Annotated in this window: 17 protein-coding genes and 1 pseudogene; 4 read left to right on the top strand and 14 right to left on the bottom strand. The window is 61.3% G+C overall.

From position 1 onward, the window contains the following. Nucleotide 1 precedes the first annotated feature (1 nt). A complete protein-coding gene (locus G7067_RS07960; RefSeq protein WP_166323333.1) occupies nt 2–3400 on the bottom strand; it encodes a pyruvate carboxylase in 3399 nt (1132 codons plus the stop codon). 213 nt (nt 3401–3613) lie between these two features. Here G7067_RS07960 and G7067_RS07955 point away from each other — a divergent pair, with 213 nt between their 5' ends. Beyond that, entirely contained in the window at nt 3614–4459 is an 846-nt protein-coding gene (locus tag G7067_RS07955) for a ParA family protein (protein WP_166323331.1), read from the top strand. Between the two features lie 70 nt (nt 4460–4529). On the opposite strand, the gene G7067_RS07950 is transcribed toward G7067_RS07955, so the two are convergent. The 4 genes from G7067_RS07950 to G7067_RS07935 all read right to left on the bottom strand — a co-directional run bounded on the left by G7067_RS07950 (nt 4530) and on the right by G7067_RS07935 (nt 8555). Next, on the bottom strand, nt 4530–5069 hold the full coding sequence (locus G7067_RS07950; protein ID WP_166325956.1) for a MerR family transcriptional regulator: 540 nt from the start codon (nt 5067–5069) through the stop codon (nt 4530–4532). A 210-nt stretch (nt 5070–5279) separates the two neighbouring features. Beyond that, on the bottom strand, nt 5280–5957 hold the full coding sequence (gene ftsR, locus G7067_RS07945) for a transcriptional regulator FtsR (RefSeq protein WP_244301016.1): 678 nt from the start codon (nt 5955–5957) through the stop codon (nt 5280–5282). Between the two features lies 1 nt (nt 5958). After that, the gene (locus G7067_RS07940; RefSeq protein ID WP_166323327.1) at nt 5959–6435 is read right to left on the bottom strand and encodes an FHA domain-containing protein; all 477 of its coding nucleotides are present in this window, start codon (nt 6433–6435) and stop codon (nt 5959–5961) included. Nucleotides 6436–6818: 383 nt separating this feature from the next. Next, the gene (locus G7067_RS07935; protein ID WP_166323325.1) at nt 6819–8555 is read right to left on the bottom strand and encodes a DUF7507 domain-containing protein; all 1737 of its coding nucleotides are present in this window, start codon (nt 8553–8555) and stop codon (nt 6819–6821) included. Here G7067_RS07935 and G7067_RS07930 point away from each other — a divergent pair. Further along, nucleotides 8554–9727, top strand: a protein-coding gene (locus G7067_RS07930; RefSeq protein ID WP_166323323.1) for an IS3 family transposase whose coding sequence is annotated in 2 segments (ribosomal slippage) — nt 8554–8834 and nt 8833–9727 — 1176 coding nt in all. Because the reading frame shifts where the segments join, the coding sequence is not laid out codon by codon here. The genes G7067_RS07935 and G7067_RS07930 overlap by 2 nt on opposite strands. Nucleotides 9728–10615: 888 nt before the next feature. Beyond that, entirely contained in the window at nt 10616–13219 is a 2604-nt protein-coding gene (locus G7067_RS14275) for a helix-turn-helix transcriptional regulator (RefSeq protein WP_166323321.1), read from the top strand. Nucleotides 13220–13249: 30 nt separating this feature from the next. On the opposite strand, the gene G7067_RS07920 is transcribed toward G7067_RS14275, so the two are convergent. After that, nucleotides 13250–14725 (bottom strand): XRE family transcriptional regulator, encoded by a 1476-nt coding sequence (locus G7067_RS07920; protein ID WP_166323319.1) that lies wholly within the window; start codon nt 14723–14725, stop codon nt 13250–13252. Nucleotides 14726–14889: 164 nt separating this feature from the next. On the opposite strand from G7067_RS07920, the gene aceB reads away from it, so the two are divergent. Continuing rightward, entirely contained in the window at nt 14890–16548 is a 1659-nt protein-coding gene (aceB, locus tag G7067_RS07915) for a malate synthase A (protein ID WP_166323317.1), read from the top strand. A gap of 72 nt (nt 16549–16620) precedes the next feature. On the opposite strand, the gene G7067_RS07910 is transcribed toward aceB, so the two are convergent. From G7067_RS07910 to G7067_RS07875, 8 genes and pseudogenes are all read right to left on the bottom strand, one after another. Then, nucleotides 16621–17349, bottom strand: coding sequence for a type 1 glutamine amidotransferase (locus G7067_RS07910; RefSeq protein ID WP_166323315.1), 729 nt, complete (start codon nt 17347–17349; stop codon nt 16621–16623). Further along, entirely contained in the window at nt 17346–17561 is a 216-nt protein-coding gene (locus tag G7067_RS07905; protein ID WP_205881103.1) for an ATP-binding cassette domain-containing protein, read from the bottom strand. Before G7067_RS07905 ends, G7067_RS07910 begins: the two co-directional genes overlap by 4 nt. A gap of 80 nt (nt 17562–17641) precedes the next feature. Continuing rightward, nucleotides 17642–18016, bottom strand: a complete 375-nt coding sequence (gene mnhG / locus G7067_RS07900) for a monovalent cation/H(+) antiporter subunit G (protein ID WP_166323313.1) — start codon at nt 18014–18016, stop codon at nt 17642–17644. Next, nucleotides 18009–18341 (bottom strand): MrpF/PhaF family protein, encoded by a 333-nt coding sequence (locus G7067_RS07895; protein WP_166323311.1) that lies wholly within the window; start codon nt 18339–18341, stop codon nt 18009–18011. The genes mnhG and G7067_RS07895 overlap by 8 nt, the downstream gene beginning before the upstream one ends. Continuing rightward, complete coding sequence (locus G7067_RS07890) at nt 18338–18904, bottom strand: Na+/H+ antiporter subunit E (RefSeq protein ID WP_244301014.1); 567 nt, start codon at nt 18902–18904, stop codon at nt 18338–18340. The genes G7067_RS07895 and G7067_RS07890 overlap by 4 nt, the downstream gene beginning before the upstream one ends. Next, nucleotides 18901–20570: pseudogene (locus G7067_RS07885) on the bottom strand (Na+/H+ antiporter subunit D). The gene G7067_RS07890 and the pseudogene G7067_RS07885 overlap by 4 nt, the downstream one beginning before the upstream one ends. Then, nucleotides 20567–21049 carry a Na(+)/H(+) antiporter subunit C gene (locus G7067_RS07880; protein WP_166323309.1) on the bottom strand — a complete coding sequence of 161 codons (483 nt, stop codon included), beginning with the start codon at nt 21047–21049 and terminating at the stop codon, nt 20567–20569. The pseudogene G7067_RS07885 and the gene G7067_RS07880 overlap by 4 nt, the downstream one beginning before the upstream one ends. Further along, nucleotides 21046–23988 carry a Na+/H+ antiporter subunit A gene (locus tag G7067_RS07875; RefSeq protein ID WP_425280708.1) on the bottom strand — a complete coding sequence of 981 codons (2943 nt, stop codon included), beginning with the start codon at nt 23986–23988 and terminating at the stop codon, nt 21046–21048. The genes G7067_RS07880 and G7067_RS07875 overlap by 4 nt, the downstream gene beginning before the upstream one ends. Between the last annotated feature and the right edge of the window lie 39 nt (nt 23989–24027).

Below are 24027 nucleotides of genomic sequence, written 5' to 3'. Positions count from 1 at the left end.
ACTAAACGATAACGGCGATGAGGTCGCTGGCCTCGACCGGGCGAGCACCTGTAAACGCGACGCGTTCGATAGTACCGGTCACGGGAGCCGTGATCGCTGCCTCCATCTTCATCGCCTCGATCGTCGCGATGGGCTGCCCCGCCTCAACCGTGTCTCCCACCGCGACCTTCACCGTCACCGTGCCAGAGAACGGGGCCGCAACATGCCCCGGCACCGTACGATCAGCCTTCTCCGCTACCTGGACAGACACCGCGACACTCTCGTCCTTCACGAAGACCTGCCGCAACTGCCCGTTCACGCGCACCATCACCGTCCGCACGCCCTTATCGTCGGCCTCACCGATCGCTTCGAGCCCGACATACAGGCGCACACCCTTCGACAGATCGATCGCGTGCTCACCGCCCGCGTCAAGCCCGTAGAGGTAGTCACTCGTATCGAGCACGGAAAGATCCCCGTACTGTTCCTTCGCCGCCTCATACTGGGCCGTGGGGGCCGGGAACAGCAGGCGGTTTAGCGTCTGGCGACGCTCCGCGCTCGTGCCGTCCAACAAAGCCTGATCGGTGTCTGCCACCGGGGCGACCTCGATCTTGATGTCTTTCCCGGCGAGCACCTTCGTGCGGAACGGCTCGGGCCAGCCGCCCGGGATCTCCCCCAGCTCCCCAGCAAGGAATCCGACAACAGAATCTGGAATGTCGTATGCGCCGGGGTTCGCCTCAAAATCGGCAGGATCGGCGTCTACCGCAGCGAGGTGCAGCGCCAGGTCACCGACCACCTTCGAAGAAGGGGTCACCTTCGGGATCCGGCCCAGGATCCGGTCGGCCGCCGCATACATGTCTTCAATCTTCTCGAAGTCGTTTGCGAGCCCCAACGCAATGGCCTGCTGGCGCAGGTTGGAGAGCTGGCCGCCGGGGATCTCGTGCGTGTACACGCGCCCCGTCGGTGACGGGATCCCCGATTCGAACGGCTTGTACAGCGATCGCACCGAATCCCAGTAGGGCTCAAGCGCGTACACCGAGTCGGCATCTAAGCCAGTGTCACGCTCCGTGTCTGCAAGCGCAGCCACGAGCGAGGACAGTGACGGCTGGCTCGTGGTGCCCGACATCGGGGCTGAAGCAACATCCACCGCGTCAACCCCCGCCGCGGAGGCTGCCAGCAGCGTCGCAAGCTGCCCGCCCGGTGTGTCATGCGTGTGGAGATGCACCGGCACGTCAAAGCGTTCCCTGAGCGCCGTAACCAGCTTCGTCGCGGCCGCTGGACGCAGCAGACCCGCCATGTCCTTAATCGCGAGCACATGCGCCCCTGATTCGACAATGCGGTCTGCGAGCTGCAAGTAGTAGTCGAGCGTGTACTTGTCCTCTGCAGGCGACAACAGGTTCCCGGTGTACGACATCGCAACTTCGGCCACCGCGGTGCCCGTTTCCCGGACCGCATCAATCGCGACCTGCATCTGCTTCACATCGTTCAAGGCATCAAAGATCCGGAACACATCCACGCCCGTCGCGGCAGCCTCCTTCACGAAGGCCTGCGCAACCTGTTTCGGGTACGGCGTGTAGCCGACCGTGTTCTGTCCGCGCAAAAGCATCTGGATCGGAACATTCGGGAGCGCCTCGCGCAGGCTCGCAAGCCGTTCCCAGGGATCCTCGCCCAAAAACCTCAGCGCGACATCATAGGTTGCCCCGCCCCACGCCTCCACCGACCACAGCTCGGGCGTAAGCCTCGCCACATACGGAGCCACCCGCACGAGATCCTTCGAACGCACCCGGGTCGCAAGCAGCGACTGGTGCGCATCACGGAACGTCGTCTCCGTCACCGCGAGCGCGGTCTGGGCGCGCAGCGCGGCCGCGTACTTCTCGGGGCCAAGTTCCAGGAGCCGCTGGCGGTATCCCGCGGGCGGCTCAGCCGCGAGATCAATCTTGGGAAGCTTCGCCGCGGGATCAATCGGCCCGGGCTTCGCCCCGTTGGGTTGATTCACCGTCACGTTCGCGACATGCTGCAGCAGCCTCGTCGCCCGATCCTTCGGTTTGTTCATCTTCAGCAGCTCTGGCCGCTCCTCAATGAACGACGTCGACACATCACCCGCCTGGAAGTCCGGGTCAGCCAGCACCGCCTGCAAAAACGGAATATTTGTTGCGACACCGCGGATCCGAAACTCCGCAAGCGCGCGCTGCGCCCGGGTCACCGCAGCCCCGAAATCACGGCCGCGGCAAGTGAGCTTCGCAAGCATCGAATCAAAGTGCGGGCTGATCTGCGCGCCCGCGTTGATCGTGCCACCATCAAGACGCACCCCGCCACCGCCCGGTGACCGGTACGCGGTGATCCGGCCAAGATCCGGGCGGAACCCGTTTGCAGGATCCTCCGTCGTGATCCGGCACTGCAGCGCAGCCCCCCGCAACACGATCCGGTCCTGGGTCAAGCCGAGCTCTTCAAGGGTCTGCCCGGCCGCGATCCGCATCTGCGACTGCACCAGATCCACATCCGTGACCTCCTCGGTCACCGTATGCTCAACCTGGATCCTGGGGTTCATCTCGATGAACACATGCTCACCCGCGCGTGCTCCCTCGGTATCCATCAGAAACTCGACCGTACCCGCGTTTTCGTAGCCGATCGAGCGGGCAAACGCCACCGCATCACGCGTCAACGCGTCACGCTGCTCCTGCGACAAATTCGGGGCGGGCGCAATCTCCACAACCTTCTGGTGGCGGCGCTGCACCGAGCAATCGCGCTCAAACAGGTGCACCGTCGCGCCCGTCTTGTCGGCCAGGATCTGCACCTCGATATGGCGCGGACGCAACACCGCCTGCTCGATAAACATCGTCGCGTCACCAAACGCGGACTCCGCCTCCCGCATCGCCGCCTCGAGCGCGTCACGCAAATCAGCCTCACGCTCCACCCGGCGCATACCGCGCCCACCACCTCCCGCAACCGCCTTCGCGAAGACCGGGAACCCGATCTCTCTCGCGCCCGCGATCAACGCGTCAAGATCCTGAGACGGCGGCGTTGAACGCAGTACCGGCACACCCGCAGCAATCGCGTGTTCCTTCGCAGCGACCTTGTTCCCCGCCATCTCAAGAGCCAGCCTGCCAGGACCAATGAAACGAATTCCGGCGGCTTCAGCCGCCGCCGCCAACTCGGGATTCTCTGACAAGAATCCGTAGCCCGGATAGATCGCGTCAGCTCCCGACTCGCGCGCCACCCGCACAATCTCAGCAACATCAAGGTAGGCCCGCACCGGATGCCCCTCCGTGCCGATCAGATACGCCTCATCCGCCTTCAAGCGATGCAGCGAGTTCCGATCCTCAAACGGGAACACCGCCACCGTCGCAGCACCTAACTCATGCGCCGCACGAAACGCGCGAATCGCAATCTCACCACGATTAGCGACCAAAATCTTGCTGAACATCCAGGAACACTCCCTTGTATCTGTTGTCACCGGTTGCCCAGACCGTCGAGTCATTTCGATTTCAGAGTACATCGTAGCGAGTTCATCTCCCCTGTGCGCAGGACATTTTTCACGACTCGAAGATGCTGCGGTGTGCGGCCTCCTCAGGCACCCAACCACGAACTTGCTTGGTTCACCGGGCGATTTCGATTCAGGATCAACTAAACTGTTGGAGTGCATGTATTAAGTGTGAGCTCCCTTAAAGGTGGCGTCGGCAAGACAACCGTGACTCTCGGCTTGGCTTCTGCCGCCTTCTCCCGAGGGCTTCGGACCCTGGTGGTCGATTTTGATCCTCAGTCTGATGTCTCTACCGGACTGGATGTCAACCCCGACGGCTATGCGAATGTCGCCGATGTGTTGGAGAGCCCGAAGGAGAAAACAGTTCGCTCCGCCATCGCGCACAGCGGCTGGAATCAGTACCACGAGGGCGGCACAATTGATCTCCTCGTCGGCAGCCCCTCCGCTATCAACTTTGACGGCCCTCACCCCTCTGCGCGTGATATCTGGAAACTCGAAGAGGCCCTCGCCACGGTCGAGTCGGAGTACGACTTGGTACTCGTTGACTGCGCACCCTCGCTCAATGCCCTCACCCGCACCGCCTGGGCCGCGAGCGATCGCGTGCTCGTCGTGGCTGAACCGAGTCTGTTCGCAGTTGCTGCGACTGATCGTGCCCTGCGCGCGATCGAGGAGATTCGCCGCGGCGTGAGCCCCAGACTGCAGCCACTCGGCGTTCTGATCAACCGCACGCAGCCGCAGTCGATCGAGCACCAGTTCAGGATCCGCGAGCTTCGTGAGATGTTCGGACCGCTCGTGCTGAACCCTCAGCTCCCCGAGCGCCCTTCGCTGCAGCAGGCGCAAGGCGCAGCGAAGCCCGTGCACATGTGGCCGGGAGAGGCGTCACAAGAGATGGCCGCTCACTTCGACCAGGTACTCGACCGGATCCTTCGCTCGGCAGGCATCACAGATTCGCCCGCTACTGAATCCTCTGCCCGAGCAACCGTGGTGACGGACGAGGCCTAAAACGCTAGCTTAGAGGTCGCGCCAATAGGTCGCACACATCATCACTACGGCGCACCTATCGGCGCGAGCTCTAAGAAATCTTCCGCGAGTTTCGGCGGGCGGCGAGTTCGTCGAGCTTCGACTCCGCCGACTCCTTCAGGCCCTCAACCCGGTGCTCGTCCATATCAACGAGCGACGTCTCAACCTCGCGCAGCACCTTGCCGACAGCGATGCCGAATACGCCCTGGCCGCGACTGACAAGGTCAATGACCTCGTCGCTTGAAGTACACAGGTACACACTCGCACCGTCGCTCATGAGGGTCGTCTGGGAAAGATCGTGCACCCCGGCTTCGTGCAGCTGACTCACGGCAGTACGAATCTGCTGAAGAGAAATCCCAGTGTCAAGCAAACGCTTCACGAGCTTCAACACCAGGATGTCGCGGAACCCATACAGACGCTGCGATCCGGATCCCTTTGCCTCTCGCACAGTCGGCTCAACGAGCCCCGTGCGCGCCCAGTAATCGAGCTGGCGGTAACTGATACCAGCTGCGCGCGCGGCGGTCGCGCCCTTGAAGCCACCGTCCTGATTCGGCCTCGGCAGACCATCATCAAACAGCAAATCGTCACCCATTGACGCCTGCTTGACAAAAGGAGATTCCGAGTCACCCGACGGCAGTTGAGGGTGCTCCATGAGTGTTCCTTTCCGCGCCGATGCACGTGCACCGAACTCCACCAACGCTACCCACCCTCACAGCCCCGCGCAACGACCGGAGAGTGGCATTTTCCGCGAGCCGCCTTCAAGCTTCAATTGAAGGTTGAAATTACGCGGATCTCACACAAATCACTGCCCGCCGAACCGCCTCCGCAACACGCCGGAGCGCACCGTGTCGAGGTAGCCGGCGAGCTCAAGCGCGTCTTCCGCACCAAGCGGAGTGCCACTCTTCACGCCTCGCGTCGAAACCGCGTGCGAGATCAGTTCAGCCTCACGCTCAGCCGCCACGCGAAGCGACCGCAGGTGCCGAGGGGTGATCCCGCGCTCAGACAACCGCAAGAGTGCGGTCAGTTGAGCCACTGCATCGTGAGGAAAAACTTCCGCGGCCGGGAGCAGCCCGGCAGCGATCGCTTCTCCAAGGAAGCGCGAGCTAGCACCGGTCGAGCGGCGCAATTCATCACTGCTGAGTACGCGCTTTGGGGCCAGCACGCTTGAAGCATTCCTCGGGGTTGCCCCGGGGATGACCGGGTCTAGGCCTTGGTCAAGATCATCGAGCACTTCGGCAATCACTTTAAGTGGAAGATAGTGATCGCGCTGAAGGGTCAGGATCAGACGCAAACGCTCAATGTGTTCCTGTGAGAACTTTCGGTACCCGGATTTTGTGCGTTCGGGAGTGACAAGTCCCTGCTCTTCAAGGAAACGCAGTTTCGAGGGCGTCAGGTCCGCGAAGTCGTCTTGGAGGCGAGCGAGCACCTGGCCAATACTGAGGAGGCCAGCAGTAACGCGGTGGGCCCCCGCTGCCGCCACGCTAGAGCTCTTCTGCAAGGTCGAAACGGGACGCGAAGAACGTGAAGCGAAACTTGCCCACCTGTACCTCGGCGCCATCTGAGAGGCGGCTCTCGCCTGCGATACGCGCGCCGTCACAGAAGGTGCCATTGAGGGAACCGAGGTCTGCAACGGAGAACTCCGTGCCTGAACGGCGGAACTCGGCGTGTCGGCGAGAAACAGTCACGTCGTCGAGAAAAATATCGACGGCGGGATGTCGCCCGGCCACCGTGAGATCCTGGTCGAGCAAGAACCTGGCACCGAGATTCGGACCGCGGCGGACCACCAGCAGCGCAGCACCGGAAGGAAGGGCTTCAACGGCCTCGCGCTCATCAATCGTCAGATCCGTTGCGCGGCTACGAATCATGGAGCCTAGATCCTCGCGGAACTGCTGAGTCGAACGCACCTCGGTACTGTCTTCACGACGGGCCTGATCTTCAGCGCTCACAATCCCACCCATTTTTCTACACTCGCGGCTTTTCACAGGGCGTCGTGCCCTGCACCCCTACGATATCGCAGCGAGGGAGGCCGCCGCATCTCGAACATAGAAACTTCTGTGGTTTACGGCGTGGCGCACAAGCAAAACCGAAAAATGAGGCCACGCACCTCAAGTAATCGAGATCCGTGGCCTCGTCCCACATATGGGCCCCCGGGGGGATGGGGCCCATGTGAGATGCTCGGTCGTGGGGAACCGCAGTTCACCTGCGACCTGCTTCCCGACGCTGAGGCCGCCACACGAGGGGGACGGGGCGGCCTCAGCTCAGGCTTAGTTCGCCCGTCGTCGTCGCACCATAAGCGTGACGACACCGGCGAGAATGACGCCCACACCCACAAATAGGATGCCTATCTGCTCGGGGCTGCCAGTCTTTGCCAACGCTGCATCCTTAGGGGCTTCTCCCCCGGGCACAGGCTTCGAGGTCTTGTCGCCACCATCGGTCGGCGGCGGGGTCTTATCGCCACCATCGGCCGGGGGATGACCTCCACCCGAGCTTCGCCCTTTGCTTCCTCCGGAGGCTTCACTCCCTCGGGCGCTGACGCGTTTGCTACCGCAACATTGAGCACGAAGCCCGCTACGCTGTCCTGCTCCGTGACGGTATATGTGTTCGCAGAGCACGAGGTCGACTCGCTCGGTGCCAAAACAGTCTTCTCACAGACCACCTCACCGACGAGAGGATCAGACACCTCGACGCCACTGAGAGTGACGTTTCCGTCGTTCGTCACCACGAAGCCGTAGCTGATCTGGTCTCCGACCTCAGCGGGAGCAGATTGCGCACGATCCAATACCGTCGCAGTCTTTTGAATCAGCAGATGCGCTGCGGGAGGGACTGTGGGTGTGACAACCTCATCCGTTGGAGGATCCACCGGATCAACACCCTCGGGAGGCGTACCGTTCGCGGTCGCGACATTCTTCACCGAGCCAGCAACCACGTCAGCCTCGGTCACCGTATACGGCGCATCACCCGCACACGTCGTCGATTCACCCGGAGCCAGCGAATCCTTCTCGCACGTCACCCCGGACAGCATCGGATCAGAAACCGACACACCCGTCACCGTCACGTTCCCGGTATTTTCGACCACAAACGAGTAGTCGATCGTTTCGCCCGCATCAGCAAGACCGTTCCCATTCAGATCGTTCAGCTTCGCAGACTTCGCAAGCGACAACGCCGCGTTCTTGACCGGAGCCACGACAGCTACGGTCGCCTGTGACGTTGAGGAAAGTTGACTTCCCAGCGATGAGGTGCCGGTTGCGGTCGCGGTGTTCACGAGTTTACCTGAAGGATCGCTTGCCTGTGCCTCGGTCAGCACGAGTGAGCCCGTGCACACCATCGAGGCGGTTGCGCCACCCGCAGGGCCCAGATTCTTTGCCGGGCATGAGATATTGGCGATGAGAGGATCAGTGACCTTGATATCCGTCACCGATTCCGCGCCGGTGTTCGTTACGACGAACTGATACGGTACCGTGTCACCGACTGAATACGCATCTGGTTGCGTGTCAGTATTGTCAACCTGCTTGACGAGGTGTAATTCCTCGAGCGAATCGATCGAGCGGATCGAGACGTTGCTGATCAGATGTACATCAGTAAAATCACCGGTTGAACCGCTGAAACCAAACTTGTAGGTCGGCGGTGCTTTCTTGTCCATCTTGTAGTCGATAACCTGCTGGTAGTTGGTCTTGGTGCCGGAGAAGTCGACATCGACCTTGACTTCTGGAAAGTCACCAGGAGAGACGCTGACACGCACATTGCGAATTGCTGCTTCCGGCCCGCTATCGCTGTGAATCTTCCCCTGAAGCTCCGAGATGCCTGTCGGGTCGAGAAAATCATGCTGCTTCGTATCATCAACCGGGGTGTGTGCAAGCAGGCAGTAGCCGCTGTATCCGTCTCCTGGACCACGAAGGGTTACGTTGTTTCGGACCTGATACGGGAACGGTGACTTTTCAGCACAGCCGTTTCCGAGCCCACGAAAGTCGCCAATGTAGTTTCCCCAAGCATCAAGCCCGACACCGATGGGGTCTGCTGAGGGTTTGGTTGAGTCTAAGATTGCATAGCTTTGAGGCTGTGCTGGAAGGATAACAACCATGCCAAAGAATGTGTTTAGTGATGAGTTCAAGCGAGACGCTGTCGCGCTGGTCGAGTCGGGCATCTCGCAGAAGACGGTGTGTAAAGATCTTGGCGTCTCGAAGTCCGCGTTGCAGTCATGGGTGCGCGACGCGAGGTTCCAGTCCCACGGAATGACCCCGTCAGCTGATCCTGTCGAGCGGGCCGAGATGGCGAAGGCCGTGAAACGGATTCGTGAGCTTGAGATGGAAACCGAAGTGCTCCGTCGCGCGGCAGCATACCTGTCACAGATACACATCACACCCCAAAATGATCTCCCCGCTCGTCCAAGAGATGGCTGCGCCAGGTGCCCCTGTCAGGGTGCCGGTCGCGGTGGCGTGCCGGGTGTTGGGTTTCAGTGAACAGGCCTACTACCAGTGGCTGAAATGCCCGAAATCTGCGCGCGAGATTGAGGAAGAACACCTCATTAGCGTGCTGCGTGAACTCCACGAGGACGACCCCGAACTCGGGTACCGGTTCCTCGCTGACGAACTCCATGACCTCGGCTACCAGGTGAGCGAACGCAGGGTGTGGCGATTGTGTCATGTTGCAGGCATCAGTTCAGTCATTACGCAGCGTAAGCGCCGCTACCAGCAGGCTGGCCCGCCCGTGGGTGATGACCTCGTGAAGCGTGAGTTCACCGCTACTGGCCCGAACCAAGTGTGGCTGACCGACATCACGGAGCACTGGACAGGTGAGGGGAAGCTGTACCTGTGCGCGATCAAGGACCTCTGGTCGAACAAGATCGTCGGCCAGTCAATGGGGCCGCGCATGAAGGCCAGGCTCGCGGTTCAGGCGCTTACGAACGCGGTCCAGCAGCGCGGCTACCCTGAAGGCGTGATTGTGCATTCGGATCGCGGAAGTCAATTCAGGTCAAGGAAGTTCCAGAAGGCCCTGAAACGGTACAGGTTGAGAGGGTCGATGGGCAGGGTGGGGGCGTGTGGGGATAACGCTGCGATGGAATCCTTCTTCAGTCTGCTGCAGAAGAACGTGCTCGATCGTAAAGCCTGGCGTACTCGGCAAGAGTTGCGGCTCGCGATTGTGCACTGGATTGAAGCGAAGTACCACCGTAAACGCAGACAGCGCCGGCTTGGGAAGCTGACGCCGGTCGAGTTCGAAGTGGTTATGATGGATGCTGTCGCGTTGGCGGCATAACAACCCCTGACTCAACCAAACCCTCAGCAGACCCATGTAACCTCCAGCGACACCTGGAATCATCGGGGAAGTGCTCTGCCCGTATCCAAGCGACCCTCCGTAAGAGCCGGTTCGGGTGAGTTTGCGAGACCCGTCGGAAAGGAAGAATCCGATACCGTCCGCCGCCCACTTTTCAACGGATCCGTATTGCGCCTGGTCAAACTCGATCTCGATCCCCGCGGAAGAAGGCAGCGCGCGGTCGAACACCATGCCACCAGTTGCGTTCTTGCTCGCATCCGTGAGTTGCAAGTACCCTGTGCTGCCGGGAGTGGGGCTCAGATTGGTTTTGGCGCACGGACCAAGGTTCGATTCGCCTGCACCGGGAGCGGAGGTCGCGTTTGTCAGGCATGCATCATTCAAACCAATCGCCCGCGCATCAGCGACACTAGAGCCAGAAAAGCTCTCGTTCAACAGCAGCGAACCAGTTCCTGCAGCCTGCGCACTCGAAGTTATCTGCGGTGAGACCAGCGAACCTCCCACAAGCAGCAGCAACGCGGCTGCTGCGACGAAAGAACGCGTGCCTCCCGCTCGCTTTAACCGTTGCATTCCTCTAACACTCAAGGAACTGTCATCTAATTTAGACAATTACGCTCTCCGATCCACCTATTTGACACGTGAAGTATGAGTGAGCTACGTCCATTTGAAATGACACAGCTATAGCTTTCACTCGAATCCCTATGATTGCGGCGAAAATCCGCTCCTGCGGTAGCTATGCAAAGATCTCGTGGTCGATCCATTGAAAACTCGTGGTAGGAATTCGTGAGCAAGGCACGGAACTACCCAGCAGCACTCATAGACTCGAAAATCAGAGCCGAAGGTTTCGATCCAGAAATACGAAGGAAAATAAGAGTGAGCTACTTCGCCAGGGATGCTGAACTACAATTCACCAAAGAAGCACTTCTCAATGGAACCTCAGTGGAACTCGTTGGTCGCCCAGGTTCAGGCCGTAGTTACTTTCTCCATGCGGTAACAGAAGAGCTTGCGCAGTCCGGCAAGCGGGTCGTTGAGATCGGCGGGCGAATCACGCCGAGCAATCAACACCATAATGCTCTCGCGAACGCACGGATCACTGACTTTGAAATGAAAGGCAGAACAGTCCCTTCGAGAAGGCGTGATGACCTTTTGGATACGGTTCGAGAACGTCCCAGCATTCTCGTCATCGATGATGCCCGACTACTCGACGAGGGATCGTGGGAGGCGGTTCTTGCCGCACATTCAGAGTTCGCCACCCCGATTCTCGCATCCTATCCGCTCAGCCCAGCACACCGGACGCCCGGAGTTATCTCCGGCACGATTGCCACCTCTTCGGTGCGAATGCACTTGCGCCCGCTGAACTACAGCCAGACCTCACAGATCATTTTGGAGCGGCTCGATACCAACGCCGAACTTACAGTGCTGTCAGAGATTTTCGCCAAGTCTGGCGGGCTACCGGGAGTCACTCTGGCAATTCTCGATGCCGCTCGCGCTTCAGGCGCACTGCTCCTCGAGTCGGACCAGTGGCGCCTCGTTCGCCCGCTGTGGAGCGACGCACTGTCCGGAGTTGTTGAGCGTCTCATCAGCGGCATCTCTCGAGGCCAGCAGAATCTGGTGGAGGCGATCGGACTTTTTGGAGCGTTGCCGCTCGAATCGGCTTTAGAGATCGTTGACGAGGAAGAACTCGAGAATCTTGAGCTCTCGGCCATCGTTTCCATCGCGGAAGCACCCAACAGTATTGAGGTGCTCCTAGATCCTCCGATCATTGGCGACTGGGCTACCAATACGCTGTCTCCACTGAGGCGGCGCACGATTCAGGCTTTGGTGGCCACCGCTTCAGATGACACACAGAATCTTCCCCCAAGGCCCGATGCCAAGCGCAGCGGGATATCAGGCGCCATCGCGGAGCACGGCTCTAGCGTGGCGAACACTTTTGAACGCAACATTGCACAAACGATCTCACAGGCACGAGATGACTACGCAACGCAGGGTACCTTTGCTTCCGGCGTGCGCCTCGCCCGGCTCCTCCAGGAGACTCCCGCGAACGCAACGGAACTCAAAGCGCTTCACGCGAAGCTCTCCTCCGAAGAGCCCGGCCAGCCCGAGAGTCCAATTCGAACTCAGTATCTCATTTCGAAGCTCACTTGGATCGCGTACCAACCGACCGGCATGTCAGATGCTGCTGCATTCATCGACAAGCTGAAGTCAGAAGAGGGGCAGCTCTCGGCACAGCTTCTTTCTGCATGGATAAAAATACAGATCTGCATCAGCGGAGTCCCGGAAGATATCAGAGAACAGCTTACGCAGTTTGACCGTCTGAAGGGCACCGACGGTGCGGGCGCCGGCTGGGCTGTGGCAACGACGGCGTTCGTCGAGCTCGTTCTGGGGCGTCCCGTGACAGCGCTCAAACTCTTGGAAGCGGGAGCGCCAGCCCCCGGGGATCCACACCCCAAAGACCTTGACGACTTCCGCAAAGTCCTCTCGCTTTGGTCAACCATGGCGAACGGTGGCCTCACGAAGGGATTGGAAGATGCGGTGCGTCTCTTGAACGACGCACTGCGATCGGGAGAACCCAGCCTTGTGCGCGCCTTCGCATTGCCTGCAGCCGTCTGTCTCCACGCATGTGGGCATTATGAAGCGGGAAGCTCGTTCCTTGGCACGGTTCTGTCTCTCGGCGCACCTACCGTTGACGAAGATGGCGTGTATCGGGCGCTCATTAATTACATGGCGGTGTTTTGCTGCATGAGCAACAACTTCTCTCTTGCTGAGGCGATGACGCGGGAGGCTGAGACGTTGCGTTCACCGATCACCCCATACCCGGCAGCAACCAGTGCGCACGCGCGAGCATCGCTGGAGTACTTTACTGGCGACCAGTCAGCTTCTATCAAGGCCGCCATTGACTCCTTTGAAGACCTGAAGTCCAGAGGGCTCCTCCTGTCTGCCGTAGACGGTGCGCTGGTTGGAGGAGTTTTGTACGGCGCAGTACAACTCGTGCAAGCGATCATCCCGCTCCTTCCCGACATGGAAGGTGATTGGCGACTCCATTACATCGGGTATCTGAAAGCGCTCCATAGCGGAAATGTGCTTGATCTTGAAGCCAGTACCGAGCACCTTATCAATGTCGGCAGGTTGGCTGCGGCGCAATTTGCAGCAACCGAGATCCACCGCATTCATCTCGCCAATAATGACCCCGCGGGCACCCAACGCGCTGCCGAACTTCAGCAGAGGATTCGTCTGCTCAGGGACGAAACGGACGTTGCGTCGGCTCCCTTAGTCCACGGCCGCCACTACCGGTTTAAGGCCAAACTCACGCCTCGTGAGAACGACATCCTCCAACTGGCGAGACAAGGGCTGAGCAATCAGGCCATCGCCGATGCGCTCACCGTTTCGTTGCGCACGACGGAGACTCACATGACGAGCATCTTTAAGAAACTGGGTGTAAAGAACCGGATCGGTTTGCTCGGCTTCGACTGGGAGTAGTACAAACCGCACTGCGGGGCGCGGGCCGGACTACGAACGCTGCTCTTGTTCCTCCAAAAACGCGTACACCTCGTGCGAGTCGACGCCCGGAAACGTGCCAGTGGGAAGGGCCGCCAGGAGGCTCGTGGGGGTCGCGGCTTCAGGCCACGCGGCTGCCTGCCACTTCAGGGTGAGTTCCTTCGAAGCGCGGCGGCAACACCGCTCATCAGGGCAGAAGGACTTGGAACGGTGGGGCGTCTCCCGACCTCTGAACCACTTCACATCGTCGAAGCGCACGCCCACACTCACCGAGTACAGTCCTTCCTTCGCTTTCTCGACTCTCGAGGTGCACCAATACGTGCCTCCCTCGGCCATATCGGTGTACTGATACCAGGGGTTGAACCTGTCGGGTTGCGCAAAAATCGTTCGGGCCGTCCAGTTGCGACAGACCATCGCGCCCTCAAGGTTTCCGAGCGCGTCAGACGGGAACCTGACACCATCGTTCTGGTAGGCCTTGATGAGCGTGCCCGACTCGTGCGCCTTCATAAAGTGCACCGGCAATTCGAGGTGTTCGGTGGCGAGGTTCGTGAAGCGGTGCGCCGCCATCTCATAGGACACCCCGAAGGCGTCGCGCAGATCCTCCATTGAAATGCGGCGCTGCTTCTTAGCCTCCTGCAACACGCTGACCGTCGCTTCCTCGGGCAGCAACACGGCCCCGGCCAAATAGTTCGCTTCGACCCGCTGGCGCAAGAAGTCGCCGTAGTTGCGCGGCTCCTCATGTCCGCAGACCACACTCGCGAGTGCCCGCAGAATCGGCGCGCGCGCATCCCGGGAGGGCAGATTGCTGCTCAAGTAAATGCGTCCGTTGCGACGGTCAATGACGGAGCGCGTCGAATGCGGAACGTTTGAAACATAGTGCAGCTGAAAGCCCAGTTTCTCGGCGACCGTGGAGATCATCTGCTGCGACACCGGACCGCCGCTATACCCGGCGCCACGCAACAATTCGGCCGCTGCGCGCTCAAGATCCGCAAAGTAGTTGCCCGCCGCACGCATCTCGGTGCGCAGTTCAGTGTTCGCCCGCCGCGCTTCTTCCGGGGTCGCCGCCCGCTCGCTGTGCAGGCGCTCAACTTCCTGATGCAGGCCCAGGATCGCTCGTAGCGTGTCATCGCTCGTCGCTTTCGACACCCGGATGGGCTGGATCCCCAGAGAACGAAACACCGTACCCCGTTGCGCTCGTTCCACCGCGATCTCAAGCGCGGCACGCTCGTTGGGTGCTTCGTCGAGCAGAAGCTCATCGACGGTCACTCCAAGCGCGGCGGCGAGCGCGCGCAGCAGGGGCAAGCGCGGTTCACGTTTGCCGTTCTCAATCGCTGACAGTTGCGAGGGTGCGCGATCCACCGCAGCAGCGAGTTGCTCAAGCGTCATCCCTAATGCGATGCGCCGCTCACGAACCTGGCGCCCCAGTGTCAACGCATCAGCGCCACTGTCAACTTCACTGCCGGGGCGATCGGTCTCAAGAATCGTCATGCCCCATGGTGACAGACCCCAATACTTCTCGCAAACAGAAATACTGGAATTCTTCACCCCCAAAACTGCTACTCCTCCCCTGGCACACCCTTCAGGATAGAACTACAACGAAGTACACCGGGCTGGTGCCACGCACCGGTTCCCTTACACAAAGGATCACCACCATGACCACGACCCAGGCGGCACCGCAGCAGACGCGATCCGCCACCACCCCTGCATCCTTCAGCCCACGCATGGAGATACTCGGTCGTCCACTCGAGCGCTCTGGCGAGATCCTGACCCCGGGAGCTCTGCAGTTTCTCACCGAACTGCACGATCGCTTCGCGAGCAAGCGCCATGAGCGCCTCGCCGACCGGCAGCGTCGCCGCTACGAGATTGGCAACGGCCGGGATCCGAAGTTCCGCGAGGACACCCGGAGCATTCGTGAGGACGCGAACTGGCACGTTGCAGGAGCAGGACCGGGTCTTGAGGATCGACGCGTGGAGATCACCGGGCCTACCGATCCGAAGATGACCATTAATGCTATGAATTCGGGGGCCCGCGTGTGGCTTGCGGATCAGGAGGACGCGACAAGTCCCACCTGGCAAAACGTCATTGGCGGTCAGCTCTCACTCTTCGATGCGATCCGGGATCAGCTCAGCTTCACGAGCCCGGAGGGCAAGGAATACCGCGTCACCGCCGAGCGCACCCCGACGATCGTGATGCGTCCGCGCGGCTGGCACCTGGTGGAGAAGCATCTTCGGTTCGTCGATGCACGCGGTCAGGCCGGGGCCGCCTCGGGCAGCCTCGTCGATTTCGGCCTCTACGCCTTCCACAACGCTCGCGAGTTGGTCGAGCGCGGACGCGGACCCTACTTCTACATTGCCAAGCTCGAGTCGAGCGAGGAGGCGAAGCTGTGGGACGACATTTTCACCTTCACCGAGCAGACACTCGGACTGGATCACGGCACGATTCGCGCAACGGTGCTCATTGAAACGCTGCCGGCAGCCTTCGAGATGGAGGAGATCCTGTACGTGATGCGGGATCACATCGCGGGCCTCAACGCCGGCCGCTGGGACTACATCTTCTCGATCATCAAGAACTATCGTGGCCGCGGCGCCAGGTTTGTGTTGCCGGATCGCAGCGAGGTCACGATGACGGTGCCGTTCATGCGCGCCTACACCGAGCTTCTCGTGAAGACCTGCCACAAGCGCGGCGCACACGCTATCGGCGGAATGAGCGCCTTCATCCCGAACCGCCGCGATCCCGAGGTGACAGCGCGCGCCGAGGAGAAGGTGCGCGCTGACAAGCACCGCGAAGCGAACGACGGCTTCGACGGCACCTGGGTCGCGCACCCGGATCTGATTCCGGTAGCGCAGGCCGAATTTGATGCGGTACTTGGCGACCGCCCCAACCAGCTTGAGCGCCAACGCGATGACGTCCACGTGACCGCAGCGGACCTCCTGAACGTGCACATCGGTCGCGACATCACCGAAGCAGGCGTGCGCGACAACGTCTCCATCGGGCTGCGCTACATCGAGGCCTGGCTTCGCGGGCTCGGCGCCGTCGCCATCGACAACCTCATGGAGGACGCCGCCACCGCCGAGATCAGCCGCTCACAGATCTGGCAGTGGATCCACCAGGACCAGTCAACCGCGGAAGGCACCCGCATCACTCGCGAGTGGGTGGCCGAGGTGATGCAGGAGACGCTCGTTTCATTCGAACGCTTCGAGGGCGACCGCTATGAAGACGCGGCAGAGCTCTTCGCTGATGTTGCTCTCGGTGACGACTTCCCGACCTTCCTCACCGTGCCAGCTTACAGCCGCTACCTGGTGGATGCGTAGGGTACAAATCACAGTAGGCCAGACGGCCCGGATCCTCTCACGGTTCCGGGCCTTCTGGCCTACCCACGGCCTCTATCCGTTAACGACATCGAGCCAGCGACGCGCGACGCCGCCCCATGTCGACACCAGCCAGTCCTCGTTCTCGGCAACGTCGGAGACGATATCGGTGCCGCGCAGGCCGAGCGCCTCGAGTTCAGGTTTGACTTCATCAGGCTTCGCCCACACGCGCGCGGTCGTGGCGTCGGCCTCAAGATGAAACTGCAGCCCCCAGGCGCTGGGCCCGACCCGAAATGCTTGGTTCGCGCATCTCTCACTGCGTGCGAGCGATACTGTTGCTGGCGGTAGCCGCAGGATCTCCAAGAAGTGCCACTGCAGCGCCCGGAGTTGACCGGTCTCCTGTTCGAGACCGCCCAGCAGCGGGTCGGCATCCGCACCCAAAGTGAGCTCAAAGTTACAGAGCCCAACCTCGGGCTGCGCCGCCTCGCCAACTTCGCCACCAGCAACCACCGCGAGAATCTGGGCCCCCAGGCAGATCCCGAGATATGGGGTCTGCGTTTCGAGCGCCTCTGCGACGAGCGCTCGAGCCCGTGGCAACCACGGAGCCGTGTCATCGTCAGTGGGACCGGGCGTTCCTCCCAGCACGATGAGCGCCGCGAACCCCTCAAGGTTCGCCGGAATATCGCATCCCGTTTCAGGCCCGACGATGGTCAGCTCCGCGCCCGCCGCACGCAGAGCCTCGCCCACTCTGCCGACACCGGTATCTGCCTCGTGCTCAACAACGAGGATCTTCGCGCCGCTCACAGTCGACCCGCCGCAATGATCTGTCCGAGGAATTCCCGAGTGCGTTCCTCTTGTGGATCACCGAATATCTGCTCTGGCGGCCCCTGTTCAAGCACGCGCCCCTGATGCAGGAAGGCGATGGAATCAGCGACCTCGCGAGCAAAGCTCATCTCATGTGTCGCCATGAGAATCGTGAGTCCATCGTCCGCAAGCTGCTTCACGATATTGAGCACTTCCGCGACCAGCTCCGGATCGAGCGCGGCAATCTTCCACTTCCTCTGCGGTACATCTCGGGAAGATCAGTCCAAGCGCACTACTGACGCAGGTCCGAGTTGGGGTCCGAACTCGCGCGTTCGACAGCGGGGCCGAGCTCGTCCAAGATCAACGACTCTGAATCGAGCTGGCCGGTGCGGTACGCCGCGCGACCGACCATGTGCGCCGCGATCGGCGCAGTGAGCGACTGGAACACGAACACGGGGATGAGCCCGAGCAATGTCGCGAAGGACCGCTGCTCGAGCGCGATCGCGGCGATCATGAGCAGCAAGCCGAAAATCTGCGGCTTGGTTGCGGCGTGCAGCCGACTCAAGGCATCTGGGAAGCGCAGCAAGCCGATCCCCGCCGCCACAGAAAGCAGCGCAGCAAACAACATGCACGTCGCGGACGCAAAGTCCAGAATCTGCTCAAACATGGGTGGCCGCCTCGCCTGATTCCAAGCCCGGATCCGAGGATTCGGCGGCGTCGAGGGCAGCACGGCGCTTCACAAACCTGGCCACCACAATCGTCGCAAAAGTGGCTGTCGCCGCAATCACCGTCATGAGAGGAATGCTCGCGGTGTGCTGACGCACCACCATGTCAGCGCCTACAGCGAGCATGAGCGTTGTGAGCAACACGTCCGAGGCAACCATGCGGTCCAGGATCGTGGGACCGCGCACGATCCTTACGAGCGCCATCAGGGCGGTCGCGGTCAACCCGACCCCGGCTGCAATAATCAATGCCGTAGAGAAGCCGTTCATTGCAGTGCCCTCATCTCTTCACGAGAGCCAACTGCCATGATGAGGAGCTTCTCAATGTGCAACGCCTCACGGCGCATCCTGGTGATCTCCTTTTGTGTTGGCGTATTCAGGACGTGCAGGTAGAGCGTGGATTCGAAACGATCAATATCGGCCACGAGCGAGCCTGGGATCAACGAGGTCGTGAGCCCGACGACGGTGAGAATAAAGTCCGAACGGGTGTTCAGCCGCACCGCGATAATCGAGGTCTTTGGCGGAGGGCCGGACCGCACCGCGAGCCAGGCCACATGGCAGGAGGCAACGGCAAGCTGCATCAGGAAGAAGCCGAGATAGCGCAGTGCCCACCACAGGTTGAAGCGGCCGGCGAGTTCCACGGGTGGCAGATAGAACATGCGCATCACGATGAAGGCGACGACCAGCCCGCTCACGGCCGACAGCAGCGAAACAGTCTGCCACAGCATCATCCACAGCAGCACCAGGCCGATCAAGAGCGGCAGCTCGTGCAAACGCACGCCCCACTCGATACGGCGCGCTGTGGGGAGAGTCCGCGAAATTTGATCACTCACGGTGTTACCTCCTCCAACTGTGTTGTGCCACTGCCGCCACCGAGATCGGCGTCAGATTCTCCGAGGACCTGCTGCACCAGATGACCGGGTTCCGAGAGTTCCTCCCCCGCTTTCCAAGCGTAATCAAAGAGGGGTCCCGCAAACACCGTCAGCGCGAGACTCACGAGCACCATTCCCGCGGTTGCCCCCGTCATGAGCTTCGGAATCGTCTTTCGTTCCTGCTGTGGTTGTGCGTCCGGAGCATCTTGCAGCCGCTCGAACAGCGCCTCTTCACGCTCTCGCAGCATCAGCGCTTCGGTGTTCGGGATCGGCACACTGCCCGTCACCGGCTTGCGATCTTCGAGGGCACGCGACTTCGGACGCCAGAACGCGAGCACCCAGGCCCGCGCGAGTGCGTACAGTGTAAGGAGCGACACGAGCGCCCCGATTCCGATCAGCCAGTAGGCGCCGGGGGTGGCAAGCTCAGCCGCCACCGTAAACAGTCCGATCTTGCCGATAAAGCCCGAAAACGGCGGGATCCCCCCAGGTTCAGCATGGGGATGAAGAAGAGCACCGCGATAACAGGGGCCGTCTTGAGCATCCCGCCGAGCCCCGACAGCGACGTGGTCCCACCCTGCCGCTCAATCAGCCCAACCGCGAGGAAGAGGGTGGTTTGCACGATGATGTGGTGGGTGATGTAGAAGATAGTTGCGGCGAACCCGGCGGAATTGGCCATGGCGATACCGAAAATCATGTACCCAATGTGGCTAATCAGCGTGAAGGAGAGGAGCCTCTTGATATCGAGCTGCGAGACGGCGCCGAGGATCCCGACCAGCAGGGTGAGCCCCGCGATCACCAGGAGAAGCTTGTCGACGCTCGAGTCGGGGAACAGCTGCGTCTGCGTGCGAATGATGGCGTATACGCCGACTTTGGTCAGGAGACCGGCAAACACCGCCGTCACAGGAGCGGGAGCCGTCGGGTAGGAATCAGGCAGCCAGAAGGACAGCGGGAACACCGCCGCCTTGATGCCGAACGCGATCAGCAGCATCAGGTTGAGGAGCAGCTGGACCTCGGCGGGCAACTCAGCGATCCGCACGGTCAGCTGCGCCATGTTTACGGTGCCGGTTGCGCCATAGATCATCGCGATCGCGGCAAGGAACAACACGGAAGACACGAGAGAGACGACCACGTAGGTCACTCCCGCACGAATGCGTTGTGCGGTGCCCCCCAGCGTGATCAGCACATAACTCGCCACGAGCAGGATCTCGAACCCGACATACAGGTTAAAGAGATCCCCCGCGATGAACGCGTTAAAGACCCCGGCCCCAAGCACAAGATAGGTCGGGTAGTAGATCGAGACGGGGGCATCTTCATCGCCGTCTGCAAGTCGCTGGCCGGTGGAAAAGACGAACACCGCGAGCAGCACGACGGCCGAGACCGTCACCATGAGCGCGGAGACGCGGTCAACCACCAACGCGATACCAAAGGGCGCGGTCCAGCCCCCAACTTCCATCACGAGGGTGCCCTGCGCGTTGACGACCACCATCAGCACGCCGCCCAGCACCATCACACAACCGAGCGCTACGAGGGTGATGCCCTGCTGCACACGACGCTTGCCAGGGACAGCGAGCGCAAGCGCGGCACCGGCAAGAGGGACCAGCACGACAAGCGGAACGAGAACAGTCATCGCGCTTCACCTCCTTCGGGTGTCGAAGTCACAGCATCGTCTGTGGCGGCGTCATCGTCTGAAAACTCTGGTGTTTCCGCGAGATCATCATCGGTGACCTCATCGACCGCGAGATCTTCCGCGGTCGCAAGCTCAAGATCGGACTCGTCATCCTGCACGGTGTCGTCTTGATCCTGCGCCAGACGCCACGAGCGATAGATGAGTGCAAGGAAGAAGGCGCTGACGCCAAAGGTAATCACGATCGCCGTCAGAATAAAGGCCTGCGGAAGCGGGTCACTCATCTCCTCTGGCGTCGCCTCGCCAAAAATCGGCGCGGCACCAAAAGCACCGGACATTAGGAAAATGAGGAGGTTGGTCGCATTCCCCACCAGCAAGAATCCGAGGAGCAGGCGCGTCAGTGTGCGGTCGAGCATCAGGTAAATGCCGCAGGTGTAGAGGACCACCATCACCGCCACCAGGACGAGGGGCATCGTCGTCATCGGTTCCTCACCTTCGCGGTGTCGTCCGAGATTGCTCCGTCACTCGCAACATCTACGCCAGTGGTCTCAGTGGCGTCATCCTCTTCATGCTCGTCGATCTCAGCGCCCAGGCTGCGCAAGACATCAAGGATGAGCCCGAAGACGACGAGGTAGACGCCAATATCAAAGAGCGTCGAGGTGACCAGCGGGAGCGTGCCGAACACGCCCAGATCCACGTCCACCCAGGCGGACGCGAGCGCGGACTGGCCAAAGAACATCGGCACAAATGCCATGGTCACCGCAAGCGCGAGGCCCGCGCCGAGGATGCGTCCGGCATCGAGGGGCACCGTGGCGCCCAGCTCGTAACGCCCGCCGGCGAGGTATCTGGCGACGAGGGCAAGGCCCGCGACCAGGCCGCCAGCGAACCCACCGCCGGGAGCATTGTGACCCGAGAGCAGCAGGAAGATGGACAGAATAATCAGGGCGTGGAAGAGCAGACGCACCACCACTTCGAGCATGATCGATCGGCGTGCCGGATCAAGGTGCCGGCCCGCAAGCAACCAGCTGATGCGGCGCATCGGGTCGTTGGGGTCGACGACGCGCAGCAGATGTTCTCTGGCCTGCGTGCGTGCGGCACTGCGGGTGAGCTTGGGACGGTTGTCTTCGCGGGTGTTGAGGAACACGAGCGAAGCCACTCCCGTGGCGGCGGCGAGGATCACTGACAGTTCCCCCATGGTGTCCCAGCCGCGGATGTCGACAAGCATCACGTTGACGACGTTGCTGCCGTGTCCGCCGTTGTAGGCGAGGGCCGGCAGTTCCAGAGAGATCGGGTCCGCGATGCGGGCGCCCAGCGCGACGATCGCGATCGCGCCAATCGTCAGCCCGACCGCGCCACCGATAACAAGCCGGACCCAGCGGACTCGCCGCGTGGATGCCCGCCCCAGTCGCTGCGGCAAGCGTCGAATCACGAGCACAAACGCAATCAGTGTCACGGTTTCGACGAGCGCCTGGGTCAACGCGAGATCCGGGGCGCCGTGCATCGCAAACAGCGCGGCCATCCCGTAACCGGTGACGCCAACGAGCACGACGGATTGGAACCGGGTTCGCGCGCGGAGCGAAAAGATGGCGGCAAGGATCATGACGAGCGCGATCGGGATCTGCACCGGCGAACTCACGAGTTCAAAGGTGTCGGGCCACACATCCATCGTGAGGACCGAACCGCCGAGCGAGACCACCACCACGATGAGGATCACCGCGAGATAGAACGGCAAGGAACCGCGCTGCGTCAACGAGGTCAGGCGGACCGCGATGAGGTCAACCCACTGCGTGAACAACCAGTAAATGTGCGAGGCCGAGAACCGCTCCTGCACCGTCCGGAAGACGGCGGTCGTGCGAGAACTCACATACGCAAGCGCGGCGCCGAGAAGGATCACCACGGCGGAGGCGCCCAACGCGGGTGTCAGGCCGTGCCACAGCGCGAGATGTTCGGCGGAGTGTGTGCTTGCGCCTCCCCCAGCCATCTGCTCGATCGCTGTCTGCAACCACGGGTCGGCGACACCTGCGAAGAGACCGCCGCTGAGCGCGAGCGCTACAAAAACAACCGGAGCGATCAGAATCGCCCTGCCGGGCGAGTGAACCACCGCGCAGGCCGCGGTATCGGGCTTAGGCGCAAACGCACCCCAGACAAAACGCCCCATATATGCGACGGTCAAAATACTGCCAACGACGGCGACACCAAAAGCGATGAGCGCGAGCGGTCGGTCGGCTCCGATAGCGAGGAACTCAGTAAACGCGGATTCCTTCGCGACGAAGCCTGCGAGCGGCGGCAGCCCCGCCATCGAGGCAGCGGCCAAGGTGGTTACGACGAACAGCACGGGCATCTTCCGTCCGAGGCCCGATAGCTTACGTAAATCTCGGGTGCCGGTCGCGTGGTCGATGACCCCGACTGCAAGAAACAGAGGCGCCTTAGCGACCGCGTGAGCGAAGAGCAACGCCAACCCAGCGAAAGCTGCACGCGGATCTGCAAGCCCAAACACCATCACGAGCAGCCCGAGCTGGCTCACAGTGCCGTGAGCCACGATGAGCTTGATATCGAACTGTTTGAGCGCACGAATGCCGCCGTTGAGCATCGTGATTGCGCCCAGGATCACGAGCGTCTCGCGGTAGCCCGGAGTATCACCGAATCCGGGGCCAATGCGCGCAATGAGGTAGATTCCGGCCTTGACCATCGCCGCGGCGTGCAGATACGCGCTCACCGGGGTCGGAGCAGCCATCGCGCCGGGAAGCCACAGATGGAACGGGAATATCGCGGATTTGGAGAGCGCACCGGCAAGCACCAGATACACGGCGACGGTGCCGAGTACACCGCCGGGAGGGTTCGCGACGATCTCGGACAGCAGCGACGTCCCTGTCGCCTGCGCGAGCAGCACAAAGCCGACGAGCATGGCAAGCCCGCCCAACGTGGTCACCATCAGCGCCTGCAACGCCGCGGCGTTCGCCGTGCGCAACTTCGTGACGTGGCCGATCAGCAGGAACGACAGGATCGTCGTGCCCTCCCAGAAGATGAACAGCAAGTAGATGTCATCTGCGAGCACGAGGCCGAGCATGGCAACGGCGAAGCCCATGAAGACGGCGGCGAAGCGCGCGAGTCCTCCCTCGCCCTCCTCGAAGTAGTAGGTGCAGTACAGCAGGATCAACGCGCCCGCACCGGTCACAAGCAGCGCGAAAAGGGCAGAGATTGCATCGAGCCGGAAGCTGAGGGTCAAACCTAGTTGCGGGATCCACTCAAAGGACTCCGTGACGATCTCGCCGTGGAACGTCTGCACCGCGACCACAAGCAAGAACGCAAACGCACCAGCCATCACCGCCGCCAGCAGCAAGAAAGTGCGTCGGCCGAACAGTCTGACGAGGGTGTGTGTAACCAAAGACGTGAGTGCAAGACCGAGCAGGATACTCGTCATCGCACCCATAGGCGGCCTGCTTTCGTCTGGTCGTCACGC

The sequence above is a fragment of the Leucobacter insecticola genome (assembly GCF_011382965.1).
Classification (GTDB): Bacteria; Actinomycetota; Actinomycetes; order Actinomycetales; family Microbacteriaceae; genus Leucobacter; species Leucobacter insecticola.
Note: the sequence above shows the minus strand (reverse complement) of the source record. Positions and strands in the feature narration are given on the sequence as shown.